Raw genomic sequence first — 18,380 nt, forward strand, 5'->3', positions numbered from 1 at the left:
TCGGAGGGCACCGGGACGGAGCGGGCCCCAGCGGGGCAACGGTACCGGTCGGCCGTGACGATTCCGGCTCCTTCCTGCCCGGTCGGGTCGAACTGATCCGCACGGTCCCACCGACGTCCACGCCGCGGACTAGGGTGCGGCCGGTGACGGGGACAGCGGTCTCGGCGGGCGGCGCGGCCGGTGCATGGCGGCCCGACGCCTACCTGCGCTTCGCCGGCGAGCGGGCGCGGCCCTTCGTCGACCTCCTCGCGCGGGTGGGCGCCGAGGCCCCGCGGAGCGTCGTCGACCTGGGCTGCGGCGAGGGCTCGCTGACCGCCTCGCTGGCCCGGCGCTGGCCCGGGGCCGGCATCACCGGTGTCGACTCCTCCCCCGAGATGCTCGCCGCCGCCGAGGCCGCCACCGGGCACGGCGTGCAGTTCCGCCTCGGCGACGTGCGCGACTGGGCGCCCTCCGGCCCGGTGGACGTGGTCGTCAGCAACGCCGTCCTGCACTGGGTGCCCGGGCACCCGGAGCTGATGGCGCGCTGGGCCGCGGCCCTCCCCGCGGGCGGCTGGCTGGCCGTGCAGGTGCCGGGCAACTTCCGTGCCCCCACCCACGCGCTGCTCGCCGACCTGTGCCGGAGCCCGGAGTGGGCCGACCGCACCGCCGACGTCGCGCCGCGGGCCGACACCGTCCTCGAGCCCGCCGGGTACGCCGAGGTGCTCACTGCCGCCGGCCTCCTGCCCGACGTCTGGGAGACCACGTACCTGCACGTGCTGACCGGGTCCGACGCGGTGCTGACCTGGGTGCGCTCGACGGTGCTGCGCCCGGTGCTCGCCCGGCTGGACGACGCCGCCGCGACCGCGTTCACCGACGCCTACGCCGCCGCCCTGCGGCAGGCCTACCCGCAGCGCCCCGACGGCACCACGCTGCTGCCCTTCCGGCGGGTCTTCGCCGTCGGCACCCGCCCGTCCTGATGCCGTAGAGGTCGCGGCGCGGGTGCTCGGGTCCGGCGCCCCGACCTGGGCACCGGCGCAGATCGACGAGCAGCGACCTCAGCGCGGGGTGAGCCGGTAGGCGTGGGTCCGGTAGGGGAGCTCGAGCTCGGTGCGGCCGCGCGTGTCCGGGTGCCCGGCCAGCAGCCCCCGGACGGCGGAGAGGAACTCCTCGCGCCGGGCGTCGTCCATGACAGCCACGTAGCTGCGGGTGGCGATGCCGCCGACGACGTCCTCGGGGGTCACGCGCTGCACGACCGCCGACTCCACGACCTGTACGTCGGCCCCGAGCTCCGCGGCGAAGCGGTCGACGACGCGCCGGTCGGCCTCGTGCCCGCGGGCTTCGTCGGAGACGACCTCACCGAGCGCGGCGACCCAGGGCACGCGCTCGTCGCGGGTGTTCCAGACCAGCCCGAGCACTCCGCCGGGGCGCAGCACCCGGCGCAGCTCGCGGGCGGCCGGGCCCGGGTCGAACCAGTGCGCGGCCTGACCCGCCACCACCGCGTCGACCGAGGCGTCCTGCACGGGGATCGCCTCGGCGGTGCCCACCGCGGAGGCGATCCCCGGCCGGCGGCTGCGCAGCTCGGCCAGCATCTCCGGAGAAGGATCCACCGCCCGGGCGCGGTGCCCGAGGCCGAGCACCACCTCGGTGAGCAGGCCCGTGCCCGCGCCGAGGTCCAGCACCTCCAGCGGCCGCCGGCCGACCAGGAACGCCACGGCGTCGGCCGGGTAGGTCGGCCGCAGCGCGGCATAGCTCCCCGCGACTCCCCCGAAGGAGCGCGCCCGGGCCTGCAGCGCGACGTCCTCCGGCCCCGTCCGGAGCCTCGCCCCGAACTCGCGCGGGGGGAGGGGGACGGGGTCCTCCATCAGCCGGCCGAGACCGGGTCCGCGGCCTGCTTCGCCGTCTTCTTGGGGGTCGCCTTCTTCGCGGTGGTCTTCTTGGCCGCCGTCTTCTTGGCCGTTGTCTTCTTGGCCGTGGTCTTCTTGGCGGCCTTCTTCTTGGTCGCCGGCCCGCGGGCGCGGCGGTCGGCCAGCAGCTCCGCGGCCCGCTCGATGGTGATCGACTCGACGTCGTCGTCCTTGCGCAGGCTGGCGTTGGTCTCGCCGTCGGTCACGTAGGGGCCGAACCGGCCCTCGCGGACGGTGACCTGGCCCTGCGTGACCGGGTCGGGCCCGAGCTCCTTGAGCGGGGGCTTGGCGGCCGCCCGGCCACGCTGCTTGGGCTGCGCGAAGATCGCCAGCGCCTCCTCCAGCGTGGTGGTGAAGAGCTTCTCCTCGCCGTCCAGCGAGCGGGAGTCGGTGCCCTTCTTGAGGTATGGCCCGTAGCGGCCGTTCAGCGCCTGGATCTCCTCGCCGTCGGGCGCGGTGCCCACGGTGCGCGGCAGGGTGAGCAGCTTCAGCGCGTCCTCGATCGTCACCGTCTCCGGGGACATCGACGAGAACAGGCTCGCCGTGCGCGGCGACTCCTTGCTGCCCTCGGGGACGACGGTGGTGACGTAGGGGCCGTAGCGGCCGGCCTTCACCACCACCGGGTGGCCCGACTCCGGGTCGGTGCCCAGCTCCCGGTCGCTCGACGGCGCGGCCAGCAGTTCGCGGACCTTCTCGGTGGTCAGCTCGTCGGGCGCGAGGTCCTCGGGGATGCTGACCCGCGCGCCCTCCTCGCCGTCGACCTGCAGGTACGGGCCGTAGCGGCCGACGCGGACGACGACCGGCCGGCCGGCCTCGTCGGTGGCGCGCAGCGGGATGGAGTTGATGCCGCGGGCATCGATCTCCTCGAGCCGCTGGCCGATGACGTGCTTGAGGCCACCGGACTGCGCGATCGCGCCGGCGTGCCGGCCCTCACCGCCGAAGTAGAACTCGGTCAGCCAGGTGACCCGCTGGAGGGTGCCGCCGGCGATCTCGTCGAGCTCCTCCTCCAGCGACGCGGTGAAGTCGTAGTCGACGAGCTGGGCGAAGTACTGCTCCAGCAGGTTCACCACGGCGAAGGCGACGAACGACGGGACGAGGGCGTTGCCCTTCTTCCAGACGTACCCGCGGTCCTGGATCGTCTGCATGATCGACGCGAAGGTCGAGGGCCGGCCGATGCCCAGCTCCTCCAGCCGGGCGACCAGGCTGGGCTCGGTGTAGCGGGACGGCGGCTGCGTGGTGTGCCCCTTGGCGTCCAGCGACCGGGTGGCCAGCTGCTGGCCGCGCTCCAGGCGGGGCAGCCGGCTCTCGGCGTCGTCGCTGCCGTGGTCCTCGTCGCCGTCCTTGGCCGCGCCCTCGTCGCGGGACTCGACGTAGGCCCGGAGGAAGCCGGGGAAGGTGATCGTGCGGCCGCTGGCGGTGAACTCGACCGCCTCGTCCGTGGTGCTGCGGCCGGCCAGCCGGACGCTGACGGTCTGCCCGACCGCGTCGGCCATCTGGGAGGCGACGGTGCGCTGCCAGATCAGCTCGTAGAGCCGGAACTCGTCCCGCGCCAGGCCGGCGGCGAGCTGGCCGGGGGTCCGGAAGCTGTCGCCGGCGGGGCGGATGGCCTCGTGCGCCTCCTGGGCGCCCTTGGACTTCTTCGCGTAGCGCCGTGCCTCGGCCGGGACGTAGGCGTCGCCGTACAGCTCGCGGGCCTGGGAGCGGGCCGCGTTGATCGCCTCGTTCGACAGGTTCGTCGAGTCGGTCCGCATGTAGGTGATGTGGCCGTTCTCGTACAGCCGCTGCGCGACCCGCATGACCTGCGCCGAGGACCAGCCCAGCTTGCGACCGGCCTCCATCTGCAGCGTCGAGGTGGTGAACGGCGCGTAGGGGCGACGGCGGTAGGGCTTCTCGTCGACCCGGCTGACGCTGACCTGGCGCCCCTCGAGCCGCGCGGCCAGACCTCGGGCACCGGCCTCGTCGAGGTGGACGACGTCGCCGGTGACCCGCCCGGTGGCGGCGTCGAAGTCCTTGCCGGTGGCGACCCGGCTGTCGTCGACGCTGACCAGCTTCGCGCGGACGGTGGTGGGCTCGCCGGCGTCGGCGCCGGTGCGCTGGCCGGCGACGGCGAAGGTGCCTTCCAGCGACCAGTAGTCCGCCGAGGTGAACGCCATCCGCTCCCGCTCGCGCTCGACGACGATGCGGGTGGCCACGGACTGGACGCGTCCGGCCGACAGCTTGGGCAGCACCTTCTTCCAGAGGACCGGGCTGACCTCGTAGCCGTAGAGCCGGTCGAGGATGCGGCGGGTCTCCTGGGCGTCGACCAGGTGCGTGTCCAGGTCGCGCGGGTTGGCCACGGCGCGGGCGATCGCCTCGGGGGTGATCTCGTGGAAGACCATCCGGCGCACCGGGACGCGCGGCTTGAGGGTGTCGATCAGGTGCCAGGCGATGGCCTCGCCCTCGCGGTCCTCATCCGTGGCCAGGTAGATCTCGCTGGCGTTCTTGACCAGCTGCTTGAGCCGGGTCACCTGCTGCTTGCGGTCGGGGCTGACCACGTAGAGCGGCTCGAAGGAGTTGTCCACGTCGACGCCGAGCCGGGCCCAGGCCGCGCCCTTGTGCTCGGCCGGCACGTCGGCGGCGTTGCGCGGGAGGTCGCGGATGTGGCCGACGCTGGCCTCGACGACGTAGCCGCTGCCCAGGTAGCCGGCGATCTTGTTGGCCTTGGTCGGCGACTCGACGATGACCAGCGGCCGGCCGCCGGGCGCGGCCGAGCCCCGGCGGGTGGGCGCCTTGGCGGCGTCGTCCGTCGTGGGCTCGCTCTCGGTGCCGGGCTGCGTGGTCTTCGTGGGCACGGGACTCCTGTCGGTGGTGCTGGGGTGGTGCGGATGCGGCGCGCTGGTCCGGGCCGGGCGACCCGGTACGCCGGCCCCGGGGGGTCCGGGACCGGGCGGGCGCCACCGCGGACGCCCCTCGGCGGGCCACGGTAGGCCACGCCGGCGCCGGTGCGCCGGGCGCGACCTGTCCGTGGGCGTGCCGCCACCCCGACCAACGTGGATGGTGCGGCGGTGTTCCCGCAGGTGGAAGACGGCGTACCGCCAAGGGGTCAGGCGCCGCTCACGGAGCGCTGGTGGTGAGCTCGGAGCCGGTCGGGCTCGCCGCTGCCCCACCGACGACGATCGAGCGGCGCTTGGAGACGACGACCGCGGCCACGACCACCGCCACGGCGCCGAGCGCGATCGCGACCCGCACCGGGGTGTTGGCGTCCTCGCCCACCGACAGGGCGACCACCGCGGGCGCGATGAGCAGCGCAACCAGGTTCATCACCTTGATCAGCGGGTTGATCGCGGGGCCGGCGGTGTCCTTGAACGGGTCGCCGACGGTGTCGCCGATGACGGTGGCGGCGTGGGCCTCGCTGCCCTTCCCGCCGTAGCTGCCGTCCTCCACCATCTTCTTGGCGTTGTCCCAGGCGCCGCCGGAGTTGGAGAGGAACACCGCCATGAGGGTGCCGGCCGCGATCGCGCCGACGAGGTAGGCGGCCAGCGGCCCGATCCCCAGGCCGAAGCCCACGGCCACCGGGGCGAGCACGGCCAGCAGCCCCGGGGTGGCCAGCTCGCGCAGCGAGTCCTTCGTGCAGATGTCGACCACGGCGCCGTAGTCGGGGCGCTCGGTGAAGGTCATGATCCCGGGGTGGGTGCGGAACTGCTCGCGCACCTCGAACACCACCCGCCCGGCCGCCCGGGACACCGCGCTGATGGCCAGCCCGGAGAAGAAGAACACCACCGCGGCGCCCAGCACCGCGCCGACGACGTTGTTCGGGTTCACCAGGCTGAAGGCGTCGCCGAGCGTGGCGCCGGCCTCGTCGAGGGCGACGGCGACCTGGGCGTTGTAGGACCCGAAGAGCGCCGTGGCCGCGAGGACGGCGGTGGCGATCGCGATCCCCTTGGTGATCGCCTTGGTGGTGTTCCCGATGGCGTCGAGGTCGGTGAGGACGCGTGCGCCCTCCTCGTCGATGTCGCCGGACATCTCGGCGATGCCCTGCGCGTTGTCGCTCACCGGGCCGAAGGTGTCCATCGAGACGATGACGCCGGCCGTGGTGAGCAGCCCGCAGCCGGCGAGCGCGACGGCGTAGAGCGCCGCCCCTCCCCCGATCAGGAAGGCGCCGTAGACCGCGCCGCCGATGAGCAGGGCCGCGTACACCGCCGACTCCAGCCCGAGCGAGATGCCGGACAGGACCACGGTGGCCGGCCCGGTCAGCGAGCTGCGGCCGACGTCCTGGACGGGCTTGCGGCTGGTCTCGGTGAAGTAGCCCGTGAGCTGCTGGATGGCCGCGGCCAGGACGACGCCGACGAGCACGGCGACGAAGCCGAGCACCTGCGGGCTGACCGGCAGGTCGGCGCCTCCACCGGTGCCGGGGAGCAGGGTGAAGGAGGCGACGGCGACCAGCAGCAGCGACACCGCTGCGGAGACGAAGAAGCCGCGGTTGATGGGGGCCAGGCCGTTGCGGTCGTTCTTGCCCGGGTTGGTGGCCAGGACGCCCACGACCGAGGCGATGACACCGATGGCGGCGACGACCAGCGGGAAGACCATGCCGATCGATCCGAAGAAGACCTGGCCCAGGATCAGCGCGGCGACGAGCGTGACGGCGTAGGACTCGAAGAGGTCGGCGGCCATCCCGGCGCAGTCGCCGACGTTGTCCCCCACGTTGTCGGCGATGGTCGCGGCGTTGCGCGGATCGTCCTCCGGGATGCCGGCCTCCACCTTGCCGACCAGGTCGGCGCCGACGTCGGCCGCCTTGGTGAAGATGCCGCCGCCGACCCGCATGAACATCGCGAGCAGCGCACCGCCGAAGCCGAAGCCCTCCAGGACCACCGGCGCGGTGTCGTCGAAGAGCAGCAGCACCAGGGCCGCACCGAAGAGGCCCAGCCCGATGGTGATCATCCCGCACACACCGCCGGTGCGGTACGCGATGCGGAAGGCCGGGCGGTAGCCGCCACCCTGTGCCGCCGCGGCCATCCGCACGTTGCCGCGGGTGGCCAGGGTCATCCCGATGAAGCCCACCAGCGCCGAGAACAGCGCGCCGACGAGGAAGAACACCGCCCGGCCCAGCCGCGTGCCCAGTCCGCCCTCGGCCACCGGGAGGACAAGCAGCACCGCGAAGACGATGACGGCGAAGACCGCGAGGGTGCGGAACTGCCGGCGCAGGTACGCCGCCGCTCCCTCCTGCACCGCCCGCGCGATCTCCCGCATCTTCTCCGTGCCCTGGTCGGCGGCGAGGACCGCGCGGACCAGGTAGGCGGCGAAGACCAGGGCGGCCAGGGAGATGACGAGGACGACGGCGACGAGCGCGGTCTCCCCGCCGGACAGCGAACCCTCGGGCATGGATCCTCCAGGCATCGGCGCCCCGACCGGGAGGCACCGTGCTCCCGGTCGGGGCGCAGGTCGGCGTGCGACGCCCCGACGGGACCGCCGGAGCACGAACGCGGCGAAGTGTAAGGCAGATCACACTTTCCGCGACCCCCTTCTCGTCCCGCCCGGTCCGCGGGCCCCGGGGACGACGGCAGGTTGCACGCGGGTGTGACAGTGGGAGGCGTGACCACGCTCCACCCGGTCCGGTCGGCTCCCCCTCCCGGCACGGACGACCGGTCCGGGGGCGGCTGGGGGCCGGGCGGCCCGGTACCCAACGGCGGGGAGCTGCTGGCGGCCCTGCTGGCCGGGACGGCGGAGGACGAGCAGCCGGTCACCCACGTCCACCACCTGCCGGTGCGCGAGAGCCGCACCGCCGGCTGGCCGGAGTGGGTGGAGCCGGGTCTGCGCGACCGGCTCGTCGCCCGCGGCGTGCAGGCCCCCTGGCAGCACCAGGTCGCGGCCGCGCAGGCCGCCCGCGACGGCCGGCACGTCGTCGTCGCGACCGGGACCGCGTCGGGGAAGTCGCTGGCCTACCAGTTGCCGGCCCTGACCAGGCTGGCCGAGGACCCGCGCGCCTGCGTGCTCTACCTGGCGCCCACCAAGGCCCTCGCCAGGGACCAGCTCGCCTCGGTGGCGGCGCTCGCCGACCCGTCGGTGCGGCCGGCCGCCTACGACGGCGACACCCCGGCGGAGGAGCGGGACTGGGTCCGGCGGCACTCGCGCTGGATCGTCACCAACCCCGACATGCTGCACCGCGGGATCCTGCCGGCCCACCAGCGCTGGTCGAGCACGCTGCGGCGGGTCGCCTACGTGGTCATCGACGAGTGCCACGCCTACCGCGGCGTCTTCGGCTCGCACGTCGGCCACGTGCTGCGCAGGCTGCGGCGGATCTGCCGGCGCTACGGCGCCGAGCCCGTGTTCGTGCTCGCGTCGGCCACCGTCGCCGACCCGGCCGCCGCGGCCACCCGGCTGGTCGGCGAGGAGGTCCTCGCCGTCACCGACGACGGCTCCCCGCGCCCGGGCGCCACCTTCGCGCTGTGGGAGCCGCCGCTGACCGAGCGGACGGGCGAGCACGGGGCGCCGCTGCGCCGCTCGGCCGCCGCCGACGCCGCCGGGCTGCTCGCCGACCTGGTCGAGCGCGGCGCGCGCACGCTGGCCTTCGTCCGCTCCCGCCGCAGCGCCGAGTCGGTGGCCGAGCAGGCCCGACGGCTGCTGCACGACCGCGGCCGCGCGGACCTGGTGGGCCGGGTCGACTCCTACCGCGGCGGCTACCTGCCCGAGGAGCGCCGGGAGCTGGAGCGGGCGCTCTCGGCCGGGACCCTGCTGGGCGTGGCGACCACCAACGCCCTCGAGCTCGGCATCGACATCGCCGGGCTGGACGCCGTGGTGCTCGCCGGCTACCCCGGCACGCTGGCCTCGCTGTGGCAGCAGGCGGGCCGCGCCGGGCGGGCGCAGCGCGAGTCGCTGGTGGTCTTCGTCGCCCGCGACGACCCGCTGGACCACTACCTGGCCCACCACCCGCGGGCGGTGTTCGGCCGGCCCGTCGAGGCCACCGTCACCGACCCGGCCAACCCCTACGTGCTCGGCCCGCAGCTGTGCTGCGCCGCGGCCGAGCTCCCCCTGGTGCCCGCGGACCTCGCCGACTTCGGCGGTCCGGTGGCCGAGGCGCAACTGGAGGAGCTCGTGGCCGCCGGCCAGCTGCGCCGGCGCCCGGCCGGCTGGTACTGGGCCGGGCGCGGCCGCCCCGACGTCGACATCCGCGGCAGCGGCGACGAGCCGGTGGCGATCATCGAGGCGGGCACCGGGCGGCTGCTGGGCACCGTGGACGGCGGAGCCGCGCACTCGACGGTGCACGAGGGCGCGCTCTACGTGCACCGCGGCGACACCTTCGTCGTCGACGAGTTCGACGTGGACGACGCCTGCGCGGTCGTGCACCCCGAGAGCCCCGACTGGACCACCGTCGCGCGCGACGTGACCGACCTGTCCATCGTCTCGGTCGAGCAGACCCGGCGGCTGGGCACGGTGACGGCGCACACCGGCGTCGTGGACGTGACCAACCAGGTGGTGGCCTACCAGCGGCGCCGGCTGGGCAGCGGGGAGGTGCTGGCGGAGTTCCCGCTGGACCTGCCGCCGCGCCAGCTGCGCACCAAGGCGGTGTGGCTGACCCTCGAGCACCGCGCCGTGGAGCGGGCCGAGGTCGACGACGCGGCCCTGCCCGGCTCGCTGCACGCCGCCGAGCATGCGGCGATCGGCATCCTCCCGCTGCTGGCGACGTGCGACCGGTGGGACCTCGGCGGGCTGTCGACGGCGGTCCACCCCGACACCGGCACCGCGGCGGTGTTCGTCTACGACGGGCACCCCGGCGGCGCGGGCTTCAGCGAGCGCGGGTACGAGGCGCTGCGCCGGTGGTTGCAGGCCACGCGGGCGACCGTCGCCAGCTGCGAGTGCGAGGCCGGCTGCCCCTCGTGCGTGCAGTCGCCCAAGTGCGGCAACGGCAACGACCCCCTCGACAAGGCCGGCGCGGTCCGGGTGCTCGACGTCGTGCTCGACGAGCTGGCCGCCGCGGACGAGCGGGGGGCGGACGACCCCGACCACGACGAGGACGACGCCGGGCCGGCCGCCGCCGCGCCGGCCGTCGGCGTTCCCGGACCGGCCGAGGAGGGCCTCGTCTTCTGATCCGGCGTCTTCTGACCCGGCGGCGACCGGGCCCGCGCGTGCCCGGCCGACGGCGTCGTGCACGCCGAGCCGGCCCAGCCGGAGGGCGACGCCGACCTCGACCGCCACGACCGATTCCGGCTCGACGCGGCAGGTGATCAGCACGGCGCCGTTGGCTCGGGCGACCTCGGTGGCCACGGTGCACGGGGACGGGTCCCCGAGCACCGCCTGCCCGGCCGCGGCCAGCGCGGCGAGGTCGGCCGCCGTCGCCGCCCGGTGGCGGGCCACCGTGGCCAGGCCGACCAGCACCGCCCCGGTGGTGACCGCGACCAGGACGGCGGAGAGCACGAGCACCCACGCGCTGGCCGATCCCCGTTCCCCGCTCATCCGGGGGACCCCGCGGCCGGCTCCAGCCGCGCCACGGCCTCCGCCGTGACGGTGACCCGCCAGGGCAGCGGCCCCAGCGGCCGGACCTCCGCCGCCACCGTGACCCGGAGCTCGTCGCCACCGGCGGCGATCGCGGTGCGGGCGCCGGGCGGCGCGGCCCGGCCCGCCCACTCGGCGACGACCGCGGCGTCCTCCCCCCGCGCCGCCGCCCGGGCCCCCTCCCGGGCCGCGTCCACGCACCGCAACTGGGCGCCGACCACGGTGACCGCGGCGACGGCGCCGGCGAGCACCAGCAGCAGGACCGGCAGCACGACCGCGGTCTCGGCCGTGACCATCCCGGTCTCCGCCCGCCGGGCCGCTGGGTGGTCCACGCTCAGGAGAGCGTGGCCAGCGCGGCGTCGACCAGCTCGGTGAGGCCGGTGACGACGCTGTCGCCGGAGACGACCCGGTAGAGGACCGCGGCGAACGCGCACGCGGCCACGGTGCCGACGGCGTACTCGGCGGTGCTCATCCCGGCCTCCGCCCGGCTCCGCAGGCGGGCCAGACGGCCGGGCCGCTGCCCGGGCTCGGGGACGGCGACGGCCTCGGGGGCGGGGTCGGGGCCGGGAAGGGGCTGGTCGGCGGGCTGGTCGACGGTCATGGCGGTCCTCTCGGTCGGGCCCCGGCGGGGCGGTGCCCGAAGCCTCCGTCCAGGGCGGGACGGGTCCCAGGTCCGCGGGCGATCTGTGGACGGCGCCGGTGGGTGTGGACGATCAGCCGAAGACGTCGCCGGCGATGCCGAGGACCAGCGGGACCACGCCCAGGCAGACGAAGGCGGGGAGGAAGCAGAGCCCGAGCGGGGCGAGCACCCACACCCCGGCCCGCTGCACGGCCGCCTGCGCCTCCGTGCGCGCCGCGGACCGGGTCTCCTCGGCGAACGCGTGCAGCGCCGGCACCGCGGCGGTGCCGGACTCCCCCGCCCGCACCAGCACGCGGGCCAGGCCGTCGAGCTCGGCCGGCTGCCCGGCCCAGGCCCGGCGCGGCTCGGCCCCCATGCGCTGCATCCCCGCGACGCCGTGCAGCCGGCGGCCGAGCGGTTCGGGCACCGCCCCCGCGACGGCGGCGAGCGCTCCGGAGAGGGGGAGCCCCGCGCCCAGGCAGGCGGCGAGCAGCTCGCAGGCGACCGGTAGCTCCCGCAGGAGGGCCGCCCGTTCCCCGGCGTCGCGGTCGGGGGATGCCGCACGCAGCAGCCGCTCCCCCGCGCCGGTGACCACCACCGCCGCGCAGGCGCCCACGACGCCGCCGAGCAGCAGGCCCGCGGCCAGCCCCGCGGCCCCGGCGAGCAGCCAGCGACGTGCCCCGGGCGGGGCATCCCGGGCGCCGGCGACCGGGGGGCCGGGCGCGGTCAGCCGGCGCACCCGCCGGCCGGCCACGGCTGCGCCGGGCGCCCACACCACCAGCGCCGCGGCCAGCAGCAGCACCGGCAGGGCGGCGCTCACCGCGCGATCCGGCGTACCAGGCGGCCGGTCCAGGCGATGCCGGCCACCTCGAGCAGCACCCCGGCCACCAGCAGCCCCTGCCCGGCACCGGTCCGGGTGAGCACGTGCCACGGATCGGCCCCGACCCCGCTGCCCATCGCCAGGCCGAGCAGGGGGAGGCCGGCCAGCAGCCTGGCGCTGGCGCGGGGGCCGGCGGTGGCCACCAGCAGCTCGCGGCGGCGGCGCAGCCGGGCCCGCAGGTCGTCCTCGACCGCGGCGACCACCGCGGCGAGCGAGCACCCGGTGCGGGCGCTGAGCGCGATGGCGGCCGACGTCCGGGCCAGGGCCGCGCCCACTCCGTCGCCGCCTGCCGCGGCGTCGGGCCAGGGAGCGCGCGCCGCGCGCAGCAGCCCCGCGGCGCAGCCGGGATCGGGGCAGTCGGCCGCCGCCGTGCGCACCGCCTCCACCAGCGCACGGCCCGCGCGCAGCTCCGCCGCCACGGCGGCCAGCGCGTCGGCGAGCACGGCCTGGCGCGCGAGGTCCTCGGCCGCCCTCCGGCCGGTCAGCCGGGCAGCCGCCGCGAGCGCGGCGCAGCCGGCGGCGAGCACCGCCACCAGCGGGGTGCCGAGAGCCGCGCCCGCGCCGCCCGCGGCCACCGCGGCGGCGAGCGGCAGCGGCACCCGCCCGAGGCCCCGGGCCCCCGCGGCCCGGGTCGTCCGGAGCAGCCGGCGCCGGGCGACCGCCCGGCCGTCGGGCCACAGCAGCACCGCGGCGGCCGCGGCCAGGAGCGCCGCGGTCACGGGCCGGCCAGCAGCCGTCGGAGCGCGTCGCCGGCCGGGCACGCCCCGCCGTCGGCCCGCCACCCCGGCTCGACCACGACGTGCTCCCCCTCCCGGCGCAGCAGCCCGATCTCGGCCACCCGCCGGCCACCGGGCGTCCGGCGCAGGTGCACCACGACGTCGAGGGCCGCCGCGGTCTGGCTGTGCACCGCCGCGCGCCCCAGCCCGGCCGCCACCCCGAGGGCCTCCAGGCGCGCCGGTACCTCGGTGGCCCGGTTGGCGTGCAGGGTGCCGCAGCCGCCGTCGTGACCGGTGTTCAGCGCGGCCAGCAGGTCGACGACCTCGGGCCCGCGCACCTCCCCCACGACCAGCCGGTCCGGCCGCATCCGCAGCGCCTGCCGCACGAGGTCCCGGAGGCCGACCGCGCCCGCGCCCTCGACGTTCGGCGGCCGGGTGAGCAGCCGCACGACGTGCGGGTGCGGTGGGGTCAGCTCGGCGGCGTCCTCGCAGAGCACCAGCCGCTCAGCCGGGTCGACCTCGCCCAGCAGCGCCGAGAGCAGGGTGGTCTTGCCCGAGCCGGTCCCGCCGGTGACGAGGAACGCCGCCCGCCGCGCCACCACCGCGCGCACCAGCGCCGCGCTCTCGCCGGGCAGCGCTCCGCGCGCCTCCAGGTCGGCCAGCGCCTGCGCGCACCGGCGCAGGACCCGGAGGGACAGGCAGGTGCCGCCGGCGGACACCGGCGGGAGGACCGCGTGCAGCCGGGTGCCCCCGGGGAGGCCGACGTCGACCCACGGCGAGGCGTCGTCCAGTCGGCGGCCGGCCGACGCGGCCAGCCGCACCGCCAGGCGGCGCACCGCGTCGTCGTCGGCGAAGCGGACACCAGTGGCCCGTTCCAGGCCGGCCCCGCGGTCCAGCCACACCTCGCCGGGCCCGTTGACCAGGACGTCGGTGACCCCGGGCAGCCGCAGCAGCGGCTCCAGCGGCCCGGCCCCGGCCAGCTCGTCGACGGCGTCGCGCGCCGCCAGCAGGACGTCGCGGTCGCCCAGCAGGCCGCCGGACTCGGCGCGGACGAGCGCGGCGACCCCCGCCTGCGAGGGGACCTCCTCGGTGACGGCCAGCCGCGCCCGCACGCGGTCCAGCAGCGACGGCTCGCTCACCGGTCGTCCTCCCCGGACAGCGCCGCGAGCACCCGCCGGGCGACGGCGGCGACCGGCGACCGGGGCTGGGCGCCCGGCGGCTGGCCCCGTTCGGCCCGCGCGACCGCGCCCCGGTCGTGCGGCAGCTCGGCCACCACCGGCCGGCCCACCACCGCGGCGACGTCGCCGGGGGCCAGCCCGCCGGGCTGGGTGCGCACCACCAGGCGCGCCGCCGACCACGGCGAGCCGTCGGCCCCGACCAGCTGCCGGGCGGCCGTGGCGGCGCGCAGCCGGGCCGGCACCACGAGCACGGCGAGGTCGGCGTCGGCCAGCACCTCCTGCACCCCGCGCCCCGGGCCGGCGCACCCGGGGCGGGGCAGGTCCACGACGACGGGGCGGCCGGTGGCGCGACCGGCGCCGACCACCGCGGTCAGCGCGGCGTCGGGGATCGGCGCCGCGCCCCGGCGGTCCACCGAGACGAGGTGGACGCCACCCAGACCGGGCAGCGCGGCCAGCAGCGCGTCCCCCGCCACCTCGCCGCGGAGGCCGGAGAGCTCGGGCCAGCGCAGCCCCTCGGCGAGCTCCGCCCCCAGGAGCAGGTCGAGCCCGCCGCCCCAGGCGTCGGCGTCGACCAGCACCGCTCCCCCGGGGGCGGCGAGGGCGACCGCGGCGGCCACCGTGCTGGCGCCCGCGCCACCGCAGGCCCCGCCCACCGCGATCAGTCCCCCCCGCTCGGCCGGCGCCCGGACGGCGGCAGCGCAGCGGGAGAGCAGCCACCCCTCGTCGGCGGGGAGCACCGCGACCCGTTCCGCCCCGGCCTCGACGGCCGCCGCCCACCCGGCCGCGGGCAGCTCGGCGGTGGCGACGACGACCACGCCCGGCCTGCGGGGCAGCGCCCGCAGCGCCCCGGCGCCCAGCGCCTCGGCGCCGACGAGCACCAGCGGCGCCTCCCGGTGGGCGCGCCGCAGGGCGGGGCCACCGGTGGCGAGCTCGGCCTCGGCGCCGGCGGCCGCGACCAGCCGGAGCAGCTCGTCGAGCAGCTCCTCGTCGCTGCCGATCACGAGGGGACGGGGCGGCCGGGACGGCGTCGGGACGGGCACCGGGCGAGCCCATCGGACGGCCGGCGTACGGCACCAGAACGCGAGCGGAACTGTGGATGACCCCATCGGGTGTGGACACCGTCCACACCGGTGCGCTACCTGCCGATCCAGCTACCGTGACTGACGTGTCCCGCTCCGCGGCGTTCTTCGACCTCGACAAGACGGTCATCGCCAAGTCCAGCACGCTGGCCTTCGGCCGCCCCTTCTTCCACGGCGGGCTGATCAACCGCCGCGCGGTGCTCAAGACGGCGTACGCGCAGTTGGTCTTCTCCCTCGCCGGCGCCGACGCCCAGCAGATGGAGCGGCTCCGCGCCCAGCTCACCGCGATGGTGACCGGCTGGGACGCCGGCACGGTGCACGAGATCGTCCGCGAGACGCTCCACGAGATCGTCGACCCGCTGGTCTACGCCGAGGCCGCCGACCTGATCGAGGAGCACCGCGCCGCCGGCCGGGAGATCGTCATCGTCTCCAGCAGCGGGGCGGAGATGGTCGAGCCGATCGGCGAGATGCTCGGCGTCGACCGCGTCGTCGCCACCCGGATGGTCACCGAGGAGGGGCGCTACACCGGCGAGATCGAGTTCTACGCCTACGGCGAGAACAAGGCCGAGGCGATCCGCCGGCTGGCCGCCGAGGGCGGCTACGACCTGGCCGACTGCTACGCCTACAGCGACTCGATCACCGACCTCCCGATGCTCTCCGTGGTCGGCCACCCCACGGCGGTCAACCCCGACCGCGGGCTGCGCAAGGCAGCGCTCCAGCACGGCTGGCCGGTGCTGCGCTTCGAGCGGCCGGTGAGCATGCGCGCCCGGTTCTCCGTGCCGCCCGCGCCGGTGGTCACCGGTGCCGCCATGGGCGTCGGCGCCGCCGTCGTCGGGCTGGCCTGGTACGCCCGGCACCGCGCCGTGCGCGCCGGCCTGCTGCCCGCCGACGGCCCCGCCCCGGTGCCCGGCCGGCGGCGCCGCCGCGGCGCCTGACGCTCAGCGCCCGAACCGCTCCCGGAGCCCGTCCACGAGGGTCCGCACCCCCGGCACCGGCGTGAACGCGCGCGCGGCCGCGGTCAGCGCCGCCACCTCGTCGCCGGCCAGCTCCAGCTCGTCGGCCGCCGCGTTGGACTCCAGCTGCTCGACGCTGGAGGCACCGGGGATCACCACGACCCGGGGCTGTGCGACCAGCCACGCCAGCGCCACCTGCGCCGGCGTCGCGCCGTGGGCGTCGGACACCTGGCGGAGGACGTCGAGCAGCGGCGCGACCCGGCGCAGGTTCTCCGTGCCGAACAGGGGGTTGACCGCGCGCACGCCCCCGGGCCGGTGGTCGGCCGAGTACTTCCCGCCGAGCAGCCCCTGCGCGAGCGGGCTGTAGGCGATGACCAGCCGGCCCTCGCGCTCGGCGAAGGGCACCAGGTCCTCCAGCGGGCCGGCGTGCGCCAGGGAGAACTGCACCTGGTTCGCGACCACCGGGGCGCCGAGCGCGGCGTCCGCCGCCCGCCAGCGGTCCAGCGAGTAGTTCGAGACGCCGACCGCGCCGATCCGCTCCTCGTCCAGCAGCTCGCGCAGGCCCGGCATCGTCACCGTGTCGGGGACCACCGGGTTGGGCTGGTGCACCTGGTAGAGCGGGATGCGCTCCACGCCCAGGCGGCGGGCACTGCCGGCCCAGCGCTGCCGGACGACGCGGGGGAACGGCGCGACCGGGAAGATCTTGCTGGCGACGACGACGCGGTCGCGCTCCTCCCCCAGCGCCTCGCCGAGGATCCGCTCGCTGCGCCCGAAGCCGTAGATCTCGGCGGTGTCGAACAGGGTGATACCGAGCTCACGGGCCCGGCGCACGATGTCGCGGGCAGCGCCGTCGGCGTAGCTGTCGCCGTACCCCCACTCGCGGGAGCCGAACTGCCAGGTGCCCAGGCCGATGCGGCTGACGGGGCCGAGCCCCGGGACGTCGAGGGTGCGCATGCCCCCAGCCTCAGCCGCGGAGCAGGCTCTCGCAGATGGCCAGGCCCTCCAGCGCCCCGTGCTCGGTGGCGCGGCAGCAGTGCACCAGCCACGCGGCCACCCCCTCGGGGGTGCCGGTCCCGTAGCCGGCGAGCGCCTCGCCGTAGGCGTCGCTGCCGAGCTCGGCGAAGCCCACCTCGGGCACCGACACGGCCTTGGGGTCCAGCCCGCGGGCGATGCCGGTCAGCCGGGCCGCACCCCGGGCGACGACGCCGTCGGCCACGCCGAACGGGGCCAGCGCCGCCAGCTCGCCGTGCACGAGCGCGGCCACCAGGACGGCGGGCACGGTGGTGGTCCCGGTGGCGAGGGTGAACAGGCCGGACAGCCGGGGGCCGGCGTGCGCGGCCGGCCGGCCGAGGTCGGCCCGGTCGGCGAGGTCGGCGGCGGCCAGCACGTGCAGGCGGGCGATCACCTGCCCGGGGGCCCGCGGCCAGGTCTCGACCATCGAGCCCAGCGCCGCGGAGACGCGGAGCGCACCCTGCACCACCGGGTCGTCGACGCCACCGGCCCGCAGCTCCGCGAGCGGGACGTCGACGCCGGCCAGGGCTGCGGAGGCCCGCGCCCCGCGCAGCGCCGACTCGGTGCTCACGCCCGCGGACTCCCGGCGCAGCACCCGGTGGCCCAGCAGCCGGTCGACGCCCGCGCGCGCCGCGTCGGCGGCGTCCCGGACGCCCGGCAGCTCGAGCAGCGGGGCGAGGGGGTCGGGGGCACCGGCCCCGGTCGCGGGACGGGCCGCGCCGGGACGCAGGGGGATGCTCACGACCACGACGGTACGAGGCGGGCCGCGCGGGTCCGCGGGCCCCTGCCCTACGCTGCCTCCTTGCCATGGCCCGACCGTTGACCCTCCTGCTCGTGCGCCACGGGCAGAGCGAGTGGAACGCGGCCGGGCGCATGCAGGGCCAGGTGGCCCACGTGCCGCTGACCCCCTTGGGTCACACGCAGGCCGAGGCGGCCGCCGCGGAGCTGGCCCGGCTGCGGCCGGGCGTGCTGCTCTCCAGCGACCTGCTGCGCGCGGTGCAGACCGCCGAGCACTGCGCCCGCGCCACGGGCCTGCCCTTCACCACGACGCCGGCGCTGCGCGAGCAGGGCTACGGGGTGCTGGAGGGCCGGCCGTCGCGGGAGCTGTGGGACGTCGTCGACTGGTCCGACGCCCACTGGTCCGCCGAGGGCGGCGAGAGCCTCGCCGAGTTGCACGCGCGCGTGGCCGCCTACCTGACCCAGCTCTGCGCCGAGCCCCCGGCCGACGTGGTGGCGCTGGTGACCCACGGCGACACCATCCGCGCCGCGCAGGCGGTGGCGGCCGGGCTCGGCCCCGACGCGATGCCGGCGGTCACCCCGCACAACGGCACGGTGACCCGCCTGGAGATCTGCGAGTGAGCAGGGGCCCGGCCGTGCGGCCGGGCCCCCTCGCCCCGCTCAGCGGCGGCGCAGGAAACCCTGCACCAGGCGGCCGATGCCCCCGCCGGAGGTGGGGGCCGTGCGGCCGCGTCCGGTGCCCCTGCGCGCGGTCGTGGGGGGGGGGGGGGGGGGGGGGGGGGGGGGGCGGCGCCGCGCGCCGCGCCCCCCCCGCCCCCCCCCCCGCCCCCCCCCCCCCCCACCAACAAGCCACACTA

15 protein-coding genes and 1 pseudogene are annotated in these 18,380 nt (G+C 77.1%); 4 read left to right on the forward strand and 12 right to left on the reverse strand.

Translation table 11 applies throughout. The annotated features are described in order from the left end of the window. Window positions 1-143 precede the first annotated feature (143 nt). The gene (locus ACI794_RS19610; RefSeq protein WP_456617165.1) at window positions 144-956 is read left to right on the forward strand and encodes a trans-aconitate 2-methyltransferase; all 813 of its coding nucleotides are present in this window, start codon (window positions 144-146) and stop codon (window positions 954-956) included. A gap of 78 nt (window positions 957-1,034) precedes the next feature. On the opposite strand, the gene ACI794_RS19615 is transcribed toward ACI794_RS19610, so the two are convergent. The 3 genes from ACI794_RS19615 to ACI794_RS19625 all read right to left on the reverse strand — a co-directional run bounded on the left by ACI794_RS19615 (window position 1,035) and on the right by ACI794_RS19625 (window position 7,241). Further along, a complete protein-coding gene (locus ACI794_RS19615) occupies window positions 1,035-1,841 on the reverse strand; it encodes a class I SAM-dependent methyltransferase (protein WP_456617166.1) in 807 nt (268 codons plus the stop codon). After that, a complete protein-coding gene (gene topA, locus ACI794_RS19620; RefSeq protein WP_456617167.1) occupies window positions 1,841-4,714 on the reverse strand; it encodes a type I DNA topoisomerase in 2,874 nt (957 codons plus the stop codon). Before topA ends, ACI794_RS19615 begins: the two co-directional genes overlap by 1 nt. Window positions 4,715-4,976: 262 nt before the next feature. Continuing rightward, complete coding sequence (locus ACI794_RS19625) at window positions 4,977-7,241, reverse strand: sodium-translocating pyrophosphatase (RefSeq protein WP_456601153.1); 2,265 nt, start codon at window positions 7,239-7,241, stop codon at window positions 4,977-4,979. A 210-nt stretch (window positions 7,242-7,451) separates the two neighbouring features. On the opposite strand from ACI794_RS19625, the gene ACI794_RS19630 reads away from it, so the two are divergent. Next, window positions 7,452-9,944 (forward strand): DEAD/DEAH box helicase, encoded by a 2,493-nt coding sequence (locus tag ACI794_RS19630; protein ID WP_456617168.1) that lies wholly within the window; start codon window positions 7,452-7,454, stop codon window positions 9,942-9,944. A gap of 39 nt (window positions 9,945-9,983) precedes the next feature. Here ACI794_RS19630 and ACI794_RS19635 read toward each other — a convergent pair. From ACI794_RS19635 to ssd, 7 genes and pseudogenes are all read right to left on the reverse strand, one after another. Further along, window positions 9,984-10,310: pseudogene (locus ACI794_RS19635) on the reverse strand (Rv3654c family TadE-like protein); the annotation flags it as partial. After that, on the reverse strand, window positions 10,307-10,681 hold the full coding sequence (locus tag ACI794_RS19640; RefSeq protein WP_456601155.1) for a TadE family type IV pilus minor pilin: 375 nt from the start codon (window positions 10,679-10,681) through the stop codon (window positions 10,307-10,309). The gene ACI794_RS19640 and the pseudogene ACI794_RS19635, both read right to left, overlap by 4 nt. Before the next feature lie 2 nt (window positions 10,682-10,683). Continuing rightward, window positions 10,684-10,950, reverse strand: coding sequence for a DUF4244 domain-containing protein (locus ACI794_RS19645; RefSeq protein WP_456601156.1), 267 nt, complete (start codon window positions 10,948-10,950; stop codon window positions 10,684-10,686). A gap of 112 nt (window positions 10,951-11,062) precedes the next feature. Continuing rightward, a complete protein-coding gene (locus ACI794_RS19650; protein ID WP_456601157.1) occupies window positions 11,063-11,788 on the reverse strand; it encodes a type II secretion system F family protein in 726 nt (241 codons plus the stop codon). Beyond that, complete coding sequence (locus tag ACI794_RS19655) at window positions 11,785-12,567, reverse strand: type II secretion system F family protein (protein WP_456617169.1); 783 nt, start codon at window positions 12,565-12,567, stop codon at window positions 11,785-11,787. The genes ACI794_RS19650 and ACI794_RS19655 overlap by 4 nt, the downstream gene beginning before the upstream one ends. Further along, window positions 12,564-13,703 carry a TadA family conjugal transfer-associated ATPase gene (locus ACI794_RS19660; RefSeq protein WP_456601159.1) on the reverse strand — a complete coding sequence of 380 codons (1,140 nt, stop codon included), beginning with the start codon at window positions 13,701-13,703 and terminating at the stop codon, window positions 12,564-12,566. Before ACI794_RS19660 ends, ACI794_RS19655 begins: the two co-directional genes overlap by 4 nt. Further along, entirely contained in the window at window positions 13,700-14,743 is a 1,044-nt protein-coding gene (gene ssd / locus ACI794_RS19665; RefSeq protein WP_456617170.1) for a septum site-determining protein Ssd, read from the reverse strand. Before ssd ends, ACI794_RS19660 begins: the two co-directional genes overlap by 4 nt. A gap of 164 nt (window positions 14,744-14,907) precedes the next feature. Between ssd and ACI794_RS19670 the strand changes: the two genes are divergently transcribed. Further along, window positions 14,908-15,756, forward strand: coding sequence for an HAD family hydrolase (locus ACI794_RS19670; protein WP_456601161.1), 849 nt, complete (start codon window positions 14,908-14,910; stop codon window positions 15,754-15,756). A gap of 3 nt (window positions 15,757-15,759) precedes the next feature. Here the strand turns inward: ACI794_RS19670 and ACI794_RS19675 are convergent, their stop codons facing one another. Together ACI794_RS19675 and ACI794_RS19680 are read right to left on the reverse strand one after the other, a co-directional pair. Beyond that, window positions 15,760-16,728 (reverse strand): aldo/keto reductase, encoded by a 969-nt coding sequence (locus ACI794_RS19675; RefSeq protein WP_456617171.1) that lies wholly within the window; start codon window positions 16,726-16,728, stop codon window positions 15,760-15,762. 10 nt (window positions 16,729-16,738) lie between these two features. Next, window positions 16,739-17,527, reverse strand: a complete 789-nt coding sequence (locus ACI794_RS19680; protein ID WP_456601163.1) for an oxidoreductase — start codon at window positions 17,525-17,527, stop codon at window positions 16,739-16,741. A gap of 65 nt (window positions 17,528-17,592) precedes the next feature. On the opposite strand from ACI794_RS19680, the gene ACI794_RS19685 reads away from it, so the two are divergent. Further along, window positions 17,593-18,144 carry a histidine phosphatase family protein gene (locus ACI794_RS19685; RefSeq protein ID WP_236830529.1) on the forward strand — a complete coding sequence of 184 codons (552 nt, stop codon included), beginning with the start codon at window positions 17,593-17,595 and terminating at the stop codon, window positions 18,142-18,144. The last annotated feature ends 236 nt before the right edge of the window (window positions 18,145-18,380 follow it).

The organism is Blastococcus sp. SYSU DS0541, assembly GCF_054050875.1.

Excerpts from the sequence above, each read along its gene's own strand:
- ACI794_RS19685 (WP_236830529.1), top strand. The coding sequence starts at position 17,593 with ATGGCCCGACCGTTGACCCTCCTGCTCGTGCGCCACGGGCAGAGCGAG.
- ACI794_RS19645 (WP_456601156.1), bottom strand. The coding sequence starts at position 10,950 with ATGACCGTCGACCAGCCCGCCGACCAGCCCCTTCCCGGCCCCGACCCC.
- ACI794_RS19675 (WP_456617171.1), bottom strand. The coding sequence starts at position 16,728 with ATGCGCACCCTCGACGTCCCGGGGCTCGGCCCCGTCAGCCGCATCGGC.
- ACI794_RS19615 (WP_456617166.1), bottom strand. The coding sequence starts at position 1,841 with ATGGAGGACCCCGTCCCCCTCCCCCCGCGCGAGTTCGGGGCGAGGCTC.
- ACI794_RS19625 (WP_456601153.1), bottom strand. The coding sequence starts at position 7,241 with ATGCCCGAGGGTTCGCTGTCCGGCGGGGAGACCGCGCTCGTCGCCGTC.